The following is a 14,473-nucleotide window of genomic DNA, read 5'->3' on the forward strand; positions in this document are numbered from 1 at the left end:
GGTACTCACCCCGCGGGACGTGCCGCTCGGCGGCCCACGGGCGATGACCGTGCGGCGGACGCTGCCGCAGCGTACCCGCTCCCTGATCGGCGCCTGGTGCTTCGCCGACCACTACGGCCCCGACGACGTCGCCGACACCGGCGGCATGGACGTCGCCCCGCACCCGCACACCGGCCTGCAGACGGTGAGCTGGCTCTTCAGCGGCGAGATCGAGCACCGCGACAGCCTGGGCAGCCACGCCTTCGTCCGCCCCGGCGAGCTCAACCTCATGACCGGCGGACACGGCATCAGCCACTCCGAGGTCTCCACCCCGGGCACCACGGTCCTGCACGGCGTGCAGCTCTGGGTGGCCCTGCCCGACGAACATCGCGCCACCGCACGGGACTTCCAGCACCACGTGCCCGAGCCGGTGCGGCCGGACGGCGCCGAGATCAGGGTCTTCCTCGGCACCCTCGCCGGTGTCACCTCCCCGGTGCGGACGTTCACCCCGCTCCTCGGCGCCGAGATCGTCCTGCGGCCGGGCGCGGAGATCACCCTGCCCGTCGACCCCGCGTTCGAGCACGGGCTGCTCGTCGACACGGGTGAGGTCCGCTTCGCCGAGACCCGCCTGCGCCCGGCGGAACTGGGCTTCCTGGAGGCCGGGGCCGCCCGCCTGACCCTCGCGAACGACTCCGACGGCCCGGCCAGGACCGTCCTGCTCGGCGGGACCCCGTTCGAGGAGGAGATCGTCATGTGGTGGAACTTCATCGGACGCTCGCACGACGACGTCGTCCGCGCCCGGGAGGACTGGATGGCGCGGCTGGGCGGCCCCCGCTTCGGCGAGGTGGAGGGCTACGACGGCGACCCCCTGCCCGCGCCGGAACTGCCGAACACGCCGCTGAAGCCGCGCGGAAGAGGACGCTGACCCGGGGAACGGCCGGACCCGTGCCCGGCGGTGCGGCCGCCGGCCGGTTCCTCCGGGCCGGGCGCCCGGATGACGTGCGCCCGCCTGCCCTGGCGGGCCTCTTCCGCCCGTCCCGGCCGGCGGACCACGGCCGGGGCGCGCACGGCCGCCCCCGGGAACCGGCACGGGTGAGGCGGCACCGCTCGTGACGTGGCGGATCCGCCGCAGCGCGGCCGGGGCGTCGGAACGGTCGTGGCGGCGGAGCGGTCGTGGTGGCGGCCCCGTGGACGACGGCGGCCGCGGGAGCGGGTGCGGCGGCCGCTACCAGGTGCGGGCGGCCCGCCGCAGGGTGTCGCGGACCCGGACCACGTGGGGGTTGGCCTCGGCGCCGGGGCGCTGGACGAGGAACAGGGTGTTCAGCGGCGGCTCCTCCGGGGCGTGGAGGAGGGCGAGGCGGCCGGAGTCGAGGTGCTCCTGGCACAGCGACCGGGGCAGCACGCTGAAGCCGGCGCCGGCGTTGACCGCGGAGAGGACCGCGTACAGGTTGGGCACGGTGACGGCGGCGCGGGCGGTGAGCTGCCTGCCGAAGACGGTCCGCCAGTAGCGCCGCACGATGGGCAGGTCCTCGGCGTAGGTGATCAGGGGGACCGCGCGCAGGGCGGTGCACAGCTCGTCGGCCTCCGCGGGCGTGGCGGTGAGGCGTCCGGCCCAGGAGGGACTCGCGACCAGCAGGTACTCCTCGTCGGCGAGCGGCGCCGACTCCAGGCCGCGGCCACGGGGCCGCCGGGTGGCGATGACCAGGTCGTGGCGGCCGGCCCGCATCTCCTCCAGCAGCGGCTCGGGCAGTCCTTGGGTGACGCGCAGCTGCACGCCGTCGGCGACGAGGGGGACCAGGGCGGGCAGGACGCGCACGCACAGCAGTTCCGACGGGCCGGCGAGGTGCACGGGGGTCGTCTGCCCGGCCAGCGGGCCACCGCCCCCGAGCGCGGCGAGCGCGTCGAGCGGGCCCGCGATGCGGGCGGCGAGTTCGTGGGCGAGCGGGGTGGGTTCCGCTCCGCGCGGCAGCCGGGTGAACAGCTCGCGGCCCGTCTGCTGCTCCAGGGTGCGGATCTGCGCGGTCACGGTGGGCTGGGACAACCCGAGCGCCGGAGCGGCGGCGGTGAAGGTGCCGGCGCGGTACACGGCCAGGAAGGTGCGCAGCAGATTCAGGTCGGCGTGCGCGGGCAGGTGCCTGGCGGCGCCGGCCGCGGTCTCGGAGGCGTCGGGCGTCCGGTTCTTCATGACGGCCAGCGTAACCAGCATCCGCATCGGAGTTCCGATGGCGGGGATCGGCTCTCCTATTGGCCCTCCGATGGAGTGCGGGCCTAGCGTCGTGGAGGTCGCCGCAAGCGCCCGGTGGCGGCCCCCGGCACGCGGGGCGACCCTGCGGCCGACCGCGGCCGGAGGACGCCGGGCCGCCCGCCGGCCGGACCCGCCTCCCGCACCCGAGCACAACCCCCGAAAGGCACCCCCCATGACCACCCAGAACGCCATCGACTGGCCCGAGAAGTACCTGCCCGGCACCGGCGACAACTTCGTCTCCAACGAGGTCGTCGTCCGGGGCGTCACCGCCGCCCGGGTGTGGCGCCACCTGACCGACACCTCCACCTGGGAGTCGTACTACGACAACGTCGCCGACATCTCCTTCCCCCGGGGCGGCGGACCCGAGCTGACGGCGGACGTCGACTTCGCCTTCGGCACGTTCGGCTTCCCGCCCCTGGACGCGCACGTCGTGGAGTTCCAGGCCCCCGCCGAGGGCGTCCCGGGCCGGCTGTCGTGGACGGCGAAGCAGGACGGCGCGCCCGAGGAACGGCTCGACGTGCTGCACGCCTGGCTGGTCGAGGACCTGCCCGGCGGCCGGGTGCGCGTCCTGACGCAGGAGACCCAGATCGGCCGGCCGGCCGCGGAGCTGGCGAAGCAGCTGCCGAACCCGATGCTCAACGGTCACCAGGCCTGGCTGGACGGGCTGGTCCGCGCCGCTTCCGGCAGACTCGGTGACTGACCGCCACCGAGCCGCGGGCGCGGCCGTGCCGACGAGGACACGGCCGCGCCCTTCGCCGGGTCCGACGCCCGTGCCCACGCCCGACCGTCCGAGGAGGATCCCCATGTCCAAGCCGCCGCTGCCGCCCGAGGCCGTCGACCTGCTGCGCCGCCCGAACCCGGCCGTGATGGCCACCCTGCGCTCCGACGGCACACCGGTCTCCACCCCCACCTGGTACCTGTGGGAGGACGGCCGGGTGCTGATCAGCCTGGACGAGGGCCGCGTCCGGCTGAAGCACATCCGGCGCGACCCGCGCGTCACCCTGACCGTCCTGGACGGCGACGACTGGTACACCCACGTCACGCTCGTGGGCCGGGTCGTCGCGACGCGCGAGGACGAGGGCCTCGCCGACATCGACCGCCTCGCCGGCCACTACACCGGCGGGTCCTACCCGGACCGGGTGCGCGCCCGGGTCAGCGCCTGGATCGAGGTCGAGCGGTGGCACGGCTGGGGCGCGATGAAGGACAGCGACCAGGCGTCCACGTGAGCGCCGGCCCGGACGGTCCCGGACGCGTGCCGGGCGCGGCCGGGACGCCGCTCGTCGGCCGCGCCCCCGTAGGAGCCCCCGGACGGCGGGCACGGCGGACCGGCGGGCCCGGTCGCGGAGGGTGGGAAGGCCCCGGCGGCCCTCCGCCGTCACCCGCCCGGCCAGGGCCGGTCCGGCATGATCCGCCGGACCGGCCCTAGTGGCCGCGCCGGGCGTTCCACCAGGGCAGTTGCTCGAAGAGGTCGACGGCCTCCGGGCGCCAGTGGGCACGCCACGACGCGGCCTCGGCGGCGGCGGCCTCGGCATGGCGCTCGATCGTCGCCCGCACCCGGGCGTCCACGCCGTGCCGGAGGGCGATGTCGCGGACGCGGTCGATCGTCTCCGGCGCGCAGTGCGGGTCGCCGAGCGCGGCCCGGACCGCGGCGTGGTCCGGGCCGTCGGTGGCGTCCAGCAGGGCGCGGACCACATAGGTGTGGCGTCCCGCCCGGACGTCGCCGCCGCGGGGCTTGCCGGTGGCCTCCGGGTCCCCGAAGAGGTCGAGGTAGTCGTCGCGCATCTGGCCGCCGAGGCCGGCCTGCGTGGCGTAGCGCCGCAGGCTCGGCTCGTGCGCGGTCAGGTCCTCCCCGGCCGCCAGCAGTCCCAGCCGCAGGGGCGCGAGGAGGGAGTAGCGGGTGGTCTTGTACTCGCAGACGGTGTCGAGCAGCGCCTCGTCGGGCGACGGGGTGACGTCGCGCTCCAGGTCCAGCACCTGACCCAGCACGGTGTCCGTGGTCACGCCGAACTGCACGTCCAGCAGGGCGTGCCTGCGCTCCGCGGGCATGTCGGCCTCGTGCAGGACGCGCAGCGCCAGGAACCCGGCGAGGTCCCCGGCCATCATGGCCAGTCCCAGGGCGGTGCGCGGACGGTCGGGCAGGTCCTGGCGGAAGGCGTAGTACGTCGAGGGCTCACCGCGGCGCACCGGCGCGTCGTCGATGATGTCGTCCAGGACGAGCGCGTGGGTCTGCAGCAGCTCCAGGCTCAGCGCGGCCTCCGTGAGCCCGGGCACCTCGTCCTCGGTGACCAGGCGGGCCGCCTCGTACAGCAGGATCACCCGGACCCGCTTGCCGCCGCGCAGCGACAACCGGGCGAGCAGTTCCAGGCAGCGGGGCCCGAAGCGGCTCAGCGGCGGACCGCCGAGACGGTCCGCCAGTTCGGCGAAGTACTTCTCGAAGGCCGCGTCGAAGCGCTGCCGGTGCCCGGCGGCGCGTTCCAGAGCGGTCGGGACACTGCTGTTCATGGGCTTCCGGGCCGGCCTTCCCTCGGGGTCTCGCAGGCAAGCATGCCAACAGCGGCGCCGGACGCGCTCGTCGTGGGCCCTCGCGGAAGGGCGGTGGGCCACCCGTTCGGAGGAGCGGTGAAACGATCCGTTAGGTGAACCGGGCGGCGAGCGATCCGCCGCGGGGCCAGGACACGGCGATCCTGGGTCCGGCAATCCGAACGATCAGGGGTCCGGGCGTTCCCGGGCCCGATCCCCCCACCGGCAAGGAGTTCCGCTTTGCGTGTTCGTCGTATGGTGACCAGCGCCCTCGGTTCCGCCGCCCTGGTGCTCACCTCGCTGGGCGCCGTCACCGCCGCCGCGGGCCCGGCGGCCGCCGACCCGTGCGGTTTCTACGAGACCGGCTCCGACGCGTACTACCACCACTGCACCTCCGACGGCTCCCGGGTGGTCGTCGAGGTCGAGGTCGCCCTGGCGCCCGACTACGAGCGCTGCGTCGGACCGGGCAGGACCTGGCTGGGCTCCGCCGACCGGATCCAGGGCGCCCACTACGTCGGCCGGACCTGCTGACGACGGGCCCGAGGCGCGGTACGGCCCCGCGCACCGGGGTCCGTACCGCGTCGGCCGCCGTGTCGGCCGCCGCGTCGACCGCCGCGGAGGTCACCCGGCCGGCTCGCCCGGCCCTAGAAACCCCCGCCGAAGCCGCCCCCGAAACCCCCGCCGAACCCGCCGCTGTGACCGCCCCCGAGGTCCCCGCCGCCGAAACCGCCCCCGAGGTCCCCGCCGCTCCCGTAGTCGCTGCCCGGGGGACCGTGCCGGTGCGGTGAGCCCGTGGAACCGGGCGAGCGGGAGGGCCGCGGCCCCGGCGCCGGGATCCGTTCGGACGACTCCCAGCGGCGCCGGGTGACGGCCGCCCACCACTCCTCGAAGGCCGCCGGCTCCTCGGGCGTCGAGTTCTCCGCGACGACGGCCCTGCGGGCGGCCCGGTCCCAGACGACGTCACGAACGCCCTCCGGCTGGAGCCGCAGCAGCGCGTTCTCCAGCCTCCTCGCGGTCAGGGCCGTTCCCGACCGCCGCGGACCCGCCGGCAGCGGCCGGGCGCGCGGCACGTCGTGCCGGTACACGAACACCGAGGTGCCGTGCCCGTGCAGGACCCAGCCCCACACCGCGCGCTCCCCGGCCACCCGGTACCGCTCCCGGCGGGCCTGCCTGAGCCGCTCGCGCTGCTCCTTCTCCCGCCGCTCGGCCTCCCTGCGGCGGGCCCGTTCCTCCCGGGCGCGGCGCTCCTCCTCGGCGTGCGCGGCGAGCCGGCGCTCGATCTCCTCCCGCACCGGCAGGTACGCCTCCTCGGCCGCGGCCAGCTCGGCGCGGAACCGTTCCTTCGCGCGCTGTGCGCGCCGTCGCGCCCCGGGCAGCCTGCGGGCCACCCGGTGGCGCGTCACCGCCCGGTACGCCGTCTCCGCTTCCCGGACCCGGTCGCGGAACCGCTCGGCCGCCGCGTCCCACCGCGCCCGCTCGTCCGCGGTGCCGCGGACCGCCGTCCGGCCCAGCACGCCGCGGTCGCGGCCGACCGGGTGGTAGGAGCACGGCTCACCGTCCAGCGGCTCCGGGTGGAACGTCAGCTTCGCCACGTGGATCACCAGGCGCCGCCCGGACCCGTCCGTCATGCCGGCGCTCACCTCCGGTCGGTCGGCTCACAGGCCCGTTCCCAGCGACTGGGTCGCGTAGGCGCACTCCGTGTAGAGGTAACCGGACCGGAGCGCGGCCGTGTCGGAGGCGGGCGAGGAGAGGCTGTCGTTCTGCGGCTTGTGCAGGAAGTAGGTGGTGCCGGGCGGCAGGCTGATGGTGCGCCGCGGGTAGTTCTTGCTGCTGTCGCTGCACGGGTCGAACCCCGACAGCACGGTGCTGGCCCAGGAGTACGTCGTGCAGCCGCGGCAGGCCTTCAGGGTGAAGCTGCCGGTGACCGGACCCGTGTAGAGGACCGTGATGTCGTCGGGGCTGTCGTTCATCACCGTCACCGAGATGCTGCCCCCGGAACGGGTCGTGGGCAGGCGCTTGCCGGCGGCGGGCACCGTCTGCGCGATCTCCGCCGCGATCGCGATCTTCTGCGCCAGGGTCCGGTTCTTGTGGTTCCTGTTCGCCTTGGCGAACTCGTTCATGGTCGTCCGCGCGGCCTCGAAGTCGCCGTCCTCGTACTGGTCCACACCGCACGTGTACGTGCCCGAGGAGGCGTTGGCGGCGGCCCGCCGGGAGTCCTGGGCGAGGGCGTCGCCGACGCCCGCCTCCTCGCCGGGCAGGCCGTCGATCGCGGAGCCGAGGCTGCGCAGCCGTTCGACCGCCGTGCAGGGCTCGCCGCCGCGCAGGTCCTTCGACGCCCGGGTGACGGCGGCGGCGACGGCCGGTTCGACCTTCGCGGCCTGGTCCGAGTCGGGGAAGGTGGTCAGCAGGTCGCCGAAGCGCTCGGTCCAGCCGGACCCGCCGCCCGCGAGGTCCCGCGAGGCGCACTCGTACAGCGAGGTGGCCAGGCGGTCGTCGGGCCAGTCCTCCAGCTCCCCGAGGTCCGTGGCGGGCATCTTCTCCGGGACCGTGCGCAGATAGGTCAGCGGCTCGATCGCCCCGCAGTGGTCGCCCTCGGCGTAGGCCCCGCCGACCGTCGAGTAGAAGGTCCTCATCCGCTGGGGCACCCGGTCGGCCGCGCGGGAGCCGGGGTGGTCGGCGCTGAGGTCCTCGTAGAGGGAGAGCGCCTCGCCGTAGCCGTCCTTGCCGACGCCGAACGCCTGGGTGCCGGCCTTCTCCACCAGCTCGTCGGCGCGCTCCAGCCGGTCCAGCAGCATCTGCTGGACGGCTTCGTCGCGTGCGTCGTCGTACAGCACGACCCCGCCGGCCGGCACGGCGAGCAGGACCAGCCCCAGTCCGAGCGCGAGCGGCGCCTGTCCGAGCCCGGCCAGGGGGGTGCGCAGGCCCACGCGCGCGCCGTGCGCCGCCACGACGGCGAGGAAGACGGCGTACACGACGAGGGCGAACACCGGGACGCCGTCCGGGTCGGCCGGCAGCGCCACGAACAGCAGGGCGGCGGTGGCGATCCAGCACAGCACCGTCAGGCCCCAGCGCCGCACGAGCGCGTATCCCAGGCCCAGCCCGCTGAGGTTGAGCACCGCCACCGCGACGGCCCGCGCGCCGTCCGCCGGGGCCGGTGGCGGGGCCGGCGGCATCGGTGGGACCGGTGGCATCGAGAACTGGTGATCGTGCATGCCGTAGCCGTCGCCGGACATGGCTGGCCCCCCCGTCAACTGCGCCCGTACGTCAGTGATTTGTCAGTGTACGGGCGCGGAGTGACACGCGAACAGGGCAGTGGCGGGCAGGAGTCGGCCGTTTCGGCCGTGCGGCGGCGGCCGGAGGTGTGACGGGGTCCGCCGGGTGTGGCCGTGGGGGCGACACGGGGCTGGTAAATGAAAATGATTATCGATAGCGTGTGGTGTGCGCGGCCCGGCCCCTCCCGCACGAGGGCGCTCCGGGCTGCCCTGGCAATCCCCACTCATGTCGGAAAAAGGGAAGTCGTGGCTCATCTGTTGATGGTCGAGAGCTGGGTCGGATCGATGAGCGGGCTGCTGCCCCGGGCGATCCGGGAGGGCGGACACACGTTCACGTTCCTCACCCGCGACCTGCACCACTACCTGCGGTCGGCGCCCGAGCGGGGGACGCATCCGCTGCTCGGCGCCCGCCACGTGATCACGGCCGACACCAACGACGCCGAGACCCTGATCGCCGAGGCCGAGCGGCTGCACGCGGCGCTCGGCTTCGACGGCGTCCTCACCTCCTGCGACTACTACCTGCCGACGGCGGCGCGCATCGCCGGCGCCCTCGGCCTGCCGGGACCCGATCCCGAAGCGGTCCACCACGCCTGCCGCAAGGACGCCACCCGCCGGCTCCTCGCCGGCGCCGGACTGCCCGGCCCCCGCTTCGCCGTGCACGAGGAGTGGAGCGACCTGGCGCGCGCCGCGCGGGAGATCGGCTATCCCCTGGTCGTCAAGCCCGTCGACCTGTGCGCGGGCATGTACGTGCGCCGGGTGGACGACGAGGCGCAGCTCGCCGGGGCGGTGAACGCGCTGGCGGGCTTCCCGGTCAACGCCCGGGGACAGCGGCGCGAGCCGGCCGTCCTCCTCGAGGAACTGCTGGACGGCCCCGAGGTCAGCGTCGAGACCGTGTCGCACGCGGGCGCGGTCCACGTGGTCGGCGTGACCGACAAGAGCGTCGGCGGGGCGCCCGCCTTCGTCGAGACCGGCCACATGTTCCCCGCCGCCCTGACACCGGCCGACACCGAGGCCGCCGGGCGGACCGCGCTGGACGCGCTCGAGGCGCTGGGCCTCACCGACGGCGTCGTGGCGCACACGGAGGTCAAGCTGACCTCCGCCGGACCGCGGGTCGTCGAGGTCAACCCCCGGCCCGCCGGCAACCGCATCACCGAACTCGTCCGCCACGTCACCGGCATCGACCTCGCCGCCGCCTTCGTCGACGTCTGTCTGGGCCGCGTCCCCGACCTGCGGCCCACGGACACCGGGCTGCGCAGCGCCGCCATCGGCTTCCTCGTCCCGGACCGCGCGGGCACCCTCGAAGCGTTCGACGGCCGTTCGCCGGCCGAGGAGCCGGGCGTGCTGGAGGTGCGGCTCGCCGGACCCGGCACGGCCGTGACGGCGGCGGGCAGCAACAACGACTACCTGGGCCACGTCATGGCCGGCGACCCGGACGGACCCGGCGCCCGCGACCGCGTCGAGGACCTGCTGGCCGGGCTGCGCGCGGGGCTGGTGATCCGGTGACCGTCACCGACGCACGACCCTGCCGGACGTACGACGACCTGGTCGCCCGCGTCCGCGCGGGCGCCCTCGGCCCCGACCCGCGGACCCGGCGCGTCGCCGCCGCCTTCACCACCCGGCAGGCCGTACGGCACGACGGGCGCGGCACCGGCTACCGCAACGAGGTCCTCAGCCTCCGCCTCGCCGAAGCCGTCGGCTCCTGCGCCGTCGAACCCGGCGAGCTGCCCGACAGCGCGCTCGACGACTGCGTCGGCGCCGACGTGGCCCGGCTCCTCGGCCATCCGCTGCCGGCGGTGCGGGTGGCCGCCCTCGACGCCTACCTGATGCACGTCACCCCGCACACACCGGACCACGGGGCGCGGCCCGTCGCCCTGCCCGCCGGGTCGTCGCTGGAGAAGTCCAGGGCCAGGGCGCGGGCCGTGGTGGAGCTGCTGGACCTGCCGGCCGGGGCGGCCGTGCTGGTGGTCGGCGTCGTCAACTCCCTGCTGGAGGCGCTGCGTTCACGGGAACTGCGCTACCTGCCGTGTGATCTCAAGGGCGGGGTGACGGAGTGGGGCGAGCCGGTCGTCGCCGACGCGCTCGCCGCCGCCGCGGACTGCGACGCGCTGCTGGTGTCCGGGATGACCCTGGGCAACGGCACCTTCGAGCCGCTGCGCGAGCACGCCCTGCGGCACGGCAAGCAGCTGGTGACGTTCGCGCAGACCGGCAGCGCGGTCCTGCCCCGCTTCCTGGGACACGGGGTGAGCGCGGTGTGCGCGGAGCCGTACCCGTTCTTCTGGCTCGACGGCGGCCCCGGGGTCGTCCACCGGTACCGGAGCCGCGGGGGTGGGCGATGACCGTCACCGCCGTACGCCCCACCGCGCGCCGGGAGCTGCTCGCCCTGCTCGGCCGCACCCCCGTCGTCCGTGTCACGACCGGCCTGCCCCACGCCCACCCCGGGTTCTGGGCCAAGCTCGAAGGGCTCGCGGCGGGCGGCATGAAGGCGCGGGCCGCCGTGTCGATGCTGCTGGGCGCGCGGGAGCGCGGCGAGCTCCTCCCCGGCGCGCCGGTGGTGGAGTCCACCTCCGGCACGCTCGGCATCGGGCTCGCCTTCGCCGGGCAGGCGCTCGGCCACCCCGTCGTCCTGGTCGGCGACAGCGAACTGGAACCGTCCATGCGGCAGTTGCTGCACGCGCACGGCGTCCGCCTGGAGCTCGTCGACCGTCCCGCACCGCAGGGCGGCTGGCAGGCCGCCCGACTCGGCCGGCTGCGCGAACTGCTCGCCGAACTGCCCGCCGCCTACTGGCCCGACCAGTACAACAACCCCGACAACACGGCCGGTTACGCCTCCCTGGCCGCCGAACTCGGCGCCCAGCTCGACCACGTGGACATCCTGGTGTGCAGCGTCGGCACCGGAGGCCACAGCGCCGGTGTGATCGGCCCGCTGCGCCGGCGCTGGCCCGCGCTCCGGCTCGTCGGCGTCGACGCCACCGGCTCCACGATCTTCGGCCAGCCCGCCCGGCCCCGCCTGATGCGCGGCCTCGGCAGCAGCATCCACCCGCGCAACGTCGCCTACGACGCCTTCGACGAGGTCCACTGGATCGGCCCCGCCGAAGCCGTGGACGGCTGCCGCAGGCTCGCCCGGGGCAGCTTCGTCAGCGGCGGCTGGAGCACGGGCGCGGTCGCCCGGGTCGCCGCCTGGGCGGCCCGCGTGCACCCGGGCGCCGTCGTCGCCACCGTCTTCCCCGACGGACCGCACCGCTACCTCGGCACCGTCTACGACGACGACTTCCTCGCCGCCCACGGCGTCGACCCCGCCGGCGCCGCCACCCGGCCCGTGGAGATACCGCACCCCCGCGCCGCCGAGGCGAGCGGCTGGGCGCGCTGCACCCGGGTGACCGACCCGCTCTCTCCCGGAGGGACCCGATGAAGGCCCGCCTGCGCACCGTACGTCTCGAACTGGCCGAGCCGCTGCGCATCTCCCGCTCCACCACGACCGCCCGCGACGCCGTGTGGCTGGCCGTCGAGCACGACGGCGTCACCGGTTACGGCGAGGCCGTCAGCAGCGCCTACTACGGGCTGGACGCCGCCACGCTCGTACGGCTGATCTCGGCGTTCGACCCGGCACGGTTCGCCGGCCCCGAGAGCGCCCTGGAGGCCCTGCCCGCCGTCGACGCCCCGCCCGCCGTCGTCGCCGCCGTCGAGTCCGCGCTGCTGGACCTCGTCGGCAAGCGGGACGGCGTGCCCCTGCACCGCCTGCTGGGGACCGGGGCGCCGTCCCGCGTCGCCACCGCACGCACCATCGGCATCACCTCCCTCGCGCACGCGGCCGCCGAGGCCCGGCGCCTCGCCGCGAGCGGATTCGAGGTCGTCAAGGTGAAGGCGGGCTCGTCCGATCCCGAGGACGACGTCGAGCGCGTGCGGGTCGTCCGTGACGCCGCCCCGCGCGTACGGCTGCTGCTGGACCCGAACGGGGCCTGGACCGCGGCCGAGGCCGAACGTCTGCTGCCCCGGTTCGCCGCACTCGGGGTCGAGGCCGTCGAACAGCCCCTGCCGCCCGGTGACCCCGACGCCCTCGCAGCCCTCGCCGAGAGGTCGCCGCTGCCCGTCGTCGCCGACGAGGACGCCGTGTCGCTCGACGACGTACGGCGGCTGGCCGGACGTGTCCACGGCGTCAACGTCAAGCTCGCCAAGTGCGGGGGAGTCCGGGCCGCCCTGCGCATCGCGGAGTCCGTCGAGGGCAGCGGCACGGAGCTGATGCTCGGCTGTCTCACCGCGAGCAGCCTCGGCATCGCGCCCGCCGTCCACCTCGCCGGCCGCGCCCGCTGGACCGACCTCGACGGACACCTGCTGCTCGCCCATGACCCGTGGCGGGGGATCGGCGGCGACGACGGCTTCGTGGGCCCGAGCGCCCGCCCGGGACTGGGCGTCGAGGAGGTGGCGGCCCGTGCGGACGTGGCGTGAGGTGCGCGGCTTCCCGTTCGCCGTGCGGCTCCTGCTCGTCAACCAGTTCGGCGTCAACACCGGCTTCTACCTGCTCGTCCCGTACCTCGCCACCCACCTGGGCGAGAACCTCGGCATGTCGGCGGCGGTCGTCGGCATCGTCCTCGGCGTGCGCAGCCTCAGCCAGCAGGGACTGTTCATCATCGGCGGCTCGGCAGCGGACCGGCTCGGGGCGCGCGGCGTCATCATCGCCGGGTGCGCCCTGCGGACCGTCGGGTTCGCGCTGTTCGCGCTGGGCGACGGGCTGCCGGTGCTGCTCGCGGCGTCCGTGCTCAGCGGGCTCGCCGGGGCGCTGTTCAACCCGGCCGTGCGGGCATATCTCGCGCACGAGGCGGGGGAGCGCAAGGCGGAGGCGTTCGCGCTGTTCAACGTGTTCGCCACGACCGGCGCGCTCGTCGGGCCGCTGCTGGGCGGCGCCCTGCTCCTCGTCGACTTCCGCACCTCCGCGCTGACCGCCGCCGGGATCTTCGCGGTGCTCACGGTGGCGCAGGCCCTCGTCCTGCCCGCACGTGAGGTCGAGCGGAGCGGCGGCGGCGTCCTCGAGGACTGGCGCGAGGTGCTCGGCAACCGGGCGTTCACGGCCTTCTCCCTCGCCACGGTCGGCATGTTCACCCTGGAGAGCCAGCTCTACCTGCTGCTGCCCGACGGGGCCCGCGAGGCCACCGGCTGGGACGGCGCGGCGGGCCTCGTCCTCCTCGTCGGCACGGTCGCCCACCTGGCGCTCCAGCTGAGGATCACGGCGAGCCTCACGTCCCGGGGACCCGGGGAGCGCTGGACAGCGGTCGGGCTCGCGGTGATGGGGCTGGCCTTCCTGCCGGCGGCCCTCACGGCGGGTGCCGTACCCGTTCTCGCGGGCGCGCTGCTGCTCCACGTCGGCCTCATGATCGCCTCGCCGTTCGTGATGGAGCTGATACCCCGCTTCGGGCGCCCCGAGCTGACCGGCACGTACTTCGGCGTCTTCTACGTCGTCTCGGGCGTCGCCGCGGCCCTGGGCAACGCGGTCGTCGGCTGGGCCATGGACGCGGGGGAGGCCGCGGGACGCGCGTGGCTGCCGTGGGCGTGCTGCGCGCTGTTCGGGCTGGCCTCGGCGGGCGGGGTCGCGTGGCTGCGTCGCCGGGGGGCGCTGCCGGCGCCCGGGGAGCCGGTGCGCGAGGGGGCCGGCGCATGACCGGCGGCAACCTCCTCACCGACCACCCCGCCCTCTACGAGGCCCGCTTCCCCGACCCCGAGCGCCTCGCCGGCCGCTGGGCCGAGGACCGCCTGCGCCGCCACGGCGCCGGGCCACGCGTCCTGGACATGGGCTGCGGCACCGGCCGCGACGCCGCCCACCTGCACTCCGCCGGCCGCACGGTCACCGGCGCCGACCGCTCCGAGGCCATGCTGGCCCACGCCCGCGTCCACCACCCGGGCCCGGCGTACGTCCGGGCCGACCTGCACGGCTTCGGCCGGCCCGAGCTGGGCGGGAGCGCCTTCGACGCCGTCCTCTGCCTGGACAGCGCCCTGCTGTACTGCCACACCAACGACCAGCTCGACGGCTTCCTCACCTCCTGCCGCCGGGTCCTCGCGCCGGGCGGGCTGCTGGTCGCGGAGATGCGCAACGGCGCGTACTTCCTGGGCCGCACGGACCTCCTGGACACCCCGACGGTCACCGCCTTCACCTGGCAGGGCACCACCCACCGGTCCACCACCACCCTCACGGTCGACCGCACCGCCCAACTGCTGCGCCGCACCCGCCTCTGGACGGCCGACGACGGGTCGCCGCCCGTCGAGCAGCGCTCCGCCTGGCGGCTGCTGTTCCCGCAGGAACTGCGGTACTTCCTCGCCGCCCATGGCTTCGAGGTGCTCGAACTCCACGACGGCCCCGGGCCGCGCACCGAACCACCCTGGCGGCCCGGCGAGCCGCCCGGGTCCACCGCGGACCGGGACCGGCTGCACGCCGTCGCGCGCCTGCACACCCCCTGACACGAAGGACCAG

General features: G+C 75.5%; 14 protein-coding genes. 10 read left to right on the top strand and 4 right to left on the bottom strand.

The features are described 5' to 3' along the window. Positions 1 to 43: 43 nt before the first annotated feature. Positions 44 to 904: a pirin family protein gene (locus ACH4F6_RS27595; protein WP_397963128.1), complete on the top strand. Its 861-nt coding sequence runs from the start codon at positions 44 to 46 to the stop codon at positions 902 to 904. A 300-nt stretch (positions 905 to 1,204) separates the two neighbouring features. Here the strand turns inward: ACH4F6_RS27595 and ACH4F6_RS27600 are convergent, their stop codons facing one another. After that, positions 1,205 to 2,164, bottom strand: a complete 960-nt coding sequence (locus ACH4F6_RS27600) for a LysR family transcriptional regulator (RefSeq protein ID WP_397963036.1) — start codon at positions 2,162 to 2,164, stop codon at positions 1,205 to 1,207. A gap of 232 nt (positions 2,165 to 2,396) precedes the next feature. Here ACH4F6_RS27600 and ACH4F6_RS27605 point away from each other — a divergent pair, with 232 nt between their 5' ends. Together ACH4F6_RS27605 and ACH4F6_RS27610 are read left to right on the top strand one after the other, a co-directional pair. Continuing rightward, complete coding sequence (locus tag ACH4F6_RS27605) at positions 2,397 to 2,924, top strand: SRPBCC family protein (protein WP_397963037.1); 528 nt, start codon at positions 2,397 to 2,399, stop codon at positions 2,922 to 2,924. A 103-nt stretch (positions 2,925 to 3,027) separates the two neighbouring features. Further along, positions 3,028 to 3,450, top strand: coding sequence for a PPOX class F420-dependent oxidoreductase (locus ACH4F6_RS27610; protein ID WP_397963038.1), 423 nt, complete (start codon positions 3,028 to 3,030; stop codon positions 3,448 to 3,450). Between the two features lie 196 nt (positions 3,451 to 3,646). Here ACH4F6_RS27610 and ACH4F6_RS27615 read toward each other — a convergent pair whose 3' ends face one another. After that, positions 3,647 to 4,726 (bottom strand): polyprenyl synthetase family protein, encoded by a 1,080-nt coding sequence (locus ACH4F6_RS27615; protein ID WP_397963039.1) that lies wholly within the window; start codon positions 4,724 to 4,726, stop codon positions 3,647 to 3,649. 276 nt (positions 4,727 to 5,002) lie between these two features. On the opposite strand from ACH4F6_RS27615, the gene ACH4F6_RS27620 reads away from it, so the two are divergent. Further along, positions 5,003 to 5,275, top strand: coding sequence for a DUF6355 family natural product biosynthesis protein (locus tag ACH4F6_RS27620; protein ID WP_397963129.1), 273 nt, complete (start codon positions 5,003 to 5,005; stop codon positions 5,273 to 5,275). Between the two features lie 113 nt (positions 5,276 to 5,388). Here the strand turns inward: ACH4F6_RS27620 and ACH4F6_RS27625 are convergent, their stop codons facing one another. Together ACH4F6_RS27625 and ACH4F6_RS27630 are read right to left on the bottom strand one after the other, a co-directional pair. Then, positions 5,389 to 6,372, bottom strand: coding sequence for a hypothetical protein (locus ACH4F6_RS27625; protein ID WP_397963040.1), 984 nt, complete (start codon positions 6,370 to 6,372; stop codon positions 5,389 to 5,391). 27 nt (positions 6,373 to 6,399) lie between these two features. Further along, the gene (locus ACH4F6_RS27630; protein ID WP_397963041.1) at positions 6,400 to 7,977 is read right to left on the bottom strand and encodes a hypothetical protein; all 1,578 of its coding nucleotides are present in this window, start codon (positions 7,975 to 7,977) and stop codon (positions 6,400 to 6,402) included. Between the two features lie 285 nt (positions 7,978 to 8,262). On the opposite strand from ACH4F6_RS27630, the gene ACH4F6_RS27635 reads away from it, so the two are divergent. The 6 genes from ACH4F6_RS27635 to ACH4F6_RS27660 are packed head-to-tail and all read left to right on the top strand — an operon-like array spanning position 8,263 to position 14,460. Next, positions 8,263 to 9,519, top strand: a complete 1,257-nt coding sequence (locus ACH4F6_RS27635; protein ID WP_397963042.1) for an ATP-grasp domain-containing protein — start codon at positions 8,263 to 8,265, stop codon at positions 9,517 to 9,519. Continuing rightward, positions 9,516 to 10,352, top strand: coding sequence for a hypothetical protein (locus tag ACH4F6_RS27640; protein ID WP_397963043.1), 837 nt, complete (start codon positions 9,516 to 9,518; stop codon positions 10,350 to 10,352). Before ACH4F6_RS27635 ends, ACH4F6_RS27640 begins: the two co-directional genes overlap by 4 nt. Then, positions 10,349 to 11,425, top strand: coding sequence for a PLP-dependent cysteine synthase family protein (locus tag ACH4F6_RS27645; RefSeq protein WP_397963044.1), 1,077 nt, complete (start codon positions 10,349 to 10,351; stop codon positions 11,423 to 11,425). The genes ACH4F6_RS27640 and ACH4F6_RS27645 overlap by 4 nt, the downstream gene beginning before the upstream one ends. Continuing rightward, complete coding sequence (locus ACH4F6_RS27650; protein ID WP_397963045.1) at positions 11,422 to 12,459, top strand: dipeptide epimerase; 1,038 nt, start codon at positions 11,422 to 11,424, stop codon at positions 12,457 to 12,459. The genes ACH4F6_RS27645 and ACH4F6_RS27650 overlap by 4 nt, the downstream gene beginning before the upstream one ends. After that, on the top strand, positions 12,443 to 13,666 hold the full coding sequence (locus tag ACH4F6_RS27655; protein WP_397963046.1) for an MFS transporter: 1,224 nt from the start codon (positions 12,443 to 12,445) through the stop codon (positions 13,664 to 13,666). The genes ACH4F6_RS27650 and ACH4F6_RS27655 overlap by 17 nt, the downstream gene beginning before the upstream one ends. Beyond that, positions 13,663 to 14,460: a class I SAM-dependent methyltransferase gene (locus tag ACH4F6_RS27660; protein ID WP_397963047.1), complete on the top strand. Its 798-nt coding sequence runs from the start codon at positions 13,663 to 13,665 to the stop codon at positions 14,458 to 14,460. The genes ACH4F6_RS27655 and ACH4F6_RS27660 overlap by 4 nt, the downstream gene beginning before the upstream one ends. Positions 14,461 to 14,473: the final 13 nt, after the last annotated feature.

This window comes from Streptomyces sp. NPDC017936 (genome assembly GCF_044328485.1).
Classification (GTDB): domain Bacteria; phylum Actinomycetota; class Actinomycetes; order Streptomycetales; family Streptomycetaceae; genus Streptomyces.

Bases quoted from the DNA above. Each gene is read 5' to 3' on its own strand.
- ACH4F6_RS27630 (WP_397963041.1), bottom strand. From the start codon at position 7,977: ATGTCCGGCGACGGCTACGGCATGCACGATCACCAGTTCTCGATGCCA.
- ACH4F6_RS27610 (WP_397963038.1), top strand. From the start codon at position 3,028: ATGTCCAAGCCGCCGCTGCCGCCCGAGGCCGTCGACCTGCTGCGCCGC.
- ACH4F6_RS27650 (WP_397963045.1), top strand. From the start codon at position 11,422: ATGAAGGCCCGCCTGCGCACCGTACGTCTCGAACTGGCCGAGCCGCTG.
- ACH4F6_RS27600 (WP_397963036.1), bottom strand. From the start codon at position 2,164: ATGAAGAACCGGACGCCCGACGCCTCCGAGACCGCGGCCGGCGCCGCC.
- ACH4F6_RS27605 (WP_397963037.1), top strand. From the start codon at position 2,397: ATGACCACCCAGAACGCCATCGACTGGCCCGAGAAGTACCTGCCCGGC.
- ACH4F6_RS27595 (WP_397963128.1), top strand. From the start codon at position 44: ATGACCGTGCGGCGGACGCTGCCGCAGCGTACCCGCTCCCTGATCGGC.
- ACH4F6_RS27615 (WP_397963039.1), bottom strand. From the start codon at position 4,726: ATGAACAGCAGTGTCCCGACCGCTCTGGAACGCGCCGCCGGGCACCGG.
- ACH4F6_RS27625 (WP_397963040.1), bottom strand. From the start codon at position 6,372: ATGACGGACGGGTCCGGGCGGCGCCTGGTGATCCACGTGGCGAAGCTG.
- ACH4F6_RS27660 (WP_397963047.1), top strand. From the start codon at position 13,663: ATGACCGGCGGCAACCTCCTCACCGACCACCCCGCCCTCTACGAGGCC.
- ACH4F6_RS27645 (WP_397963044.1), top strand. From the start codon at position 10,349: ATGACCGTCACCGCCGTACGCCCCACCGCGCGCCGGGAGCTGCTCGCC.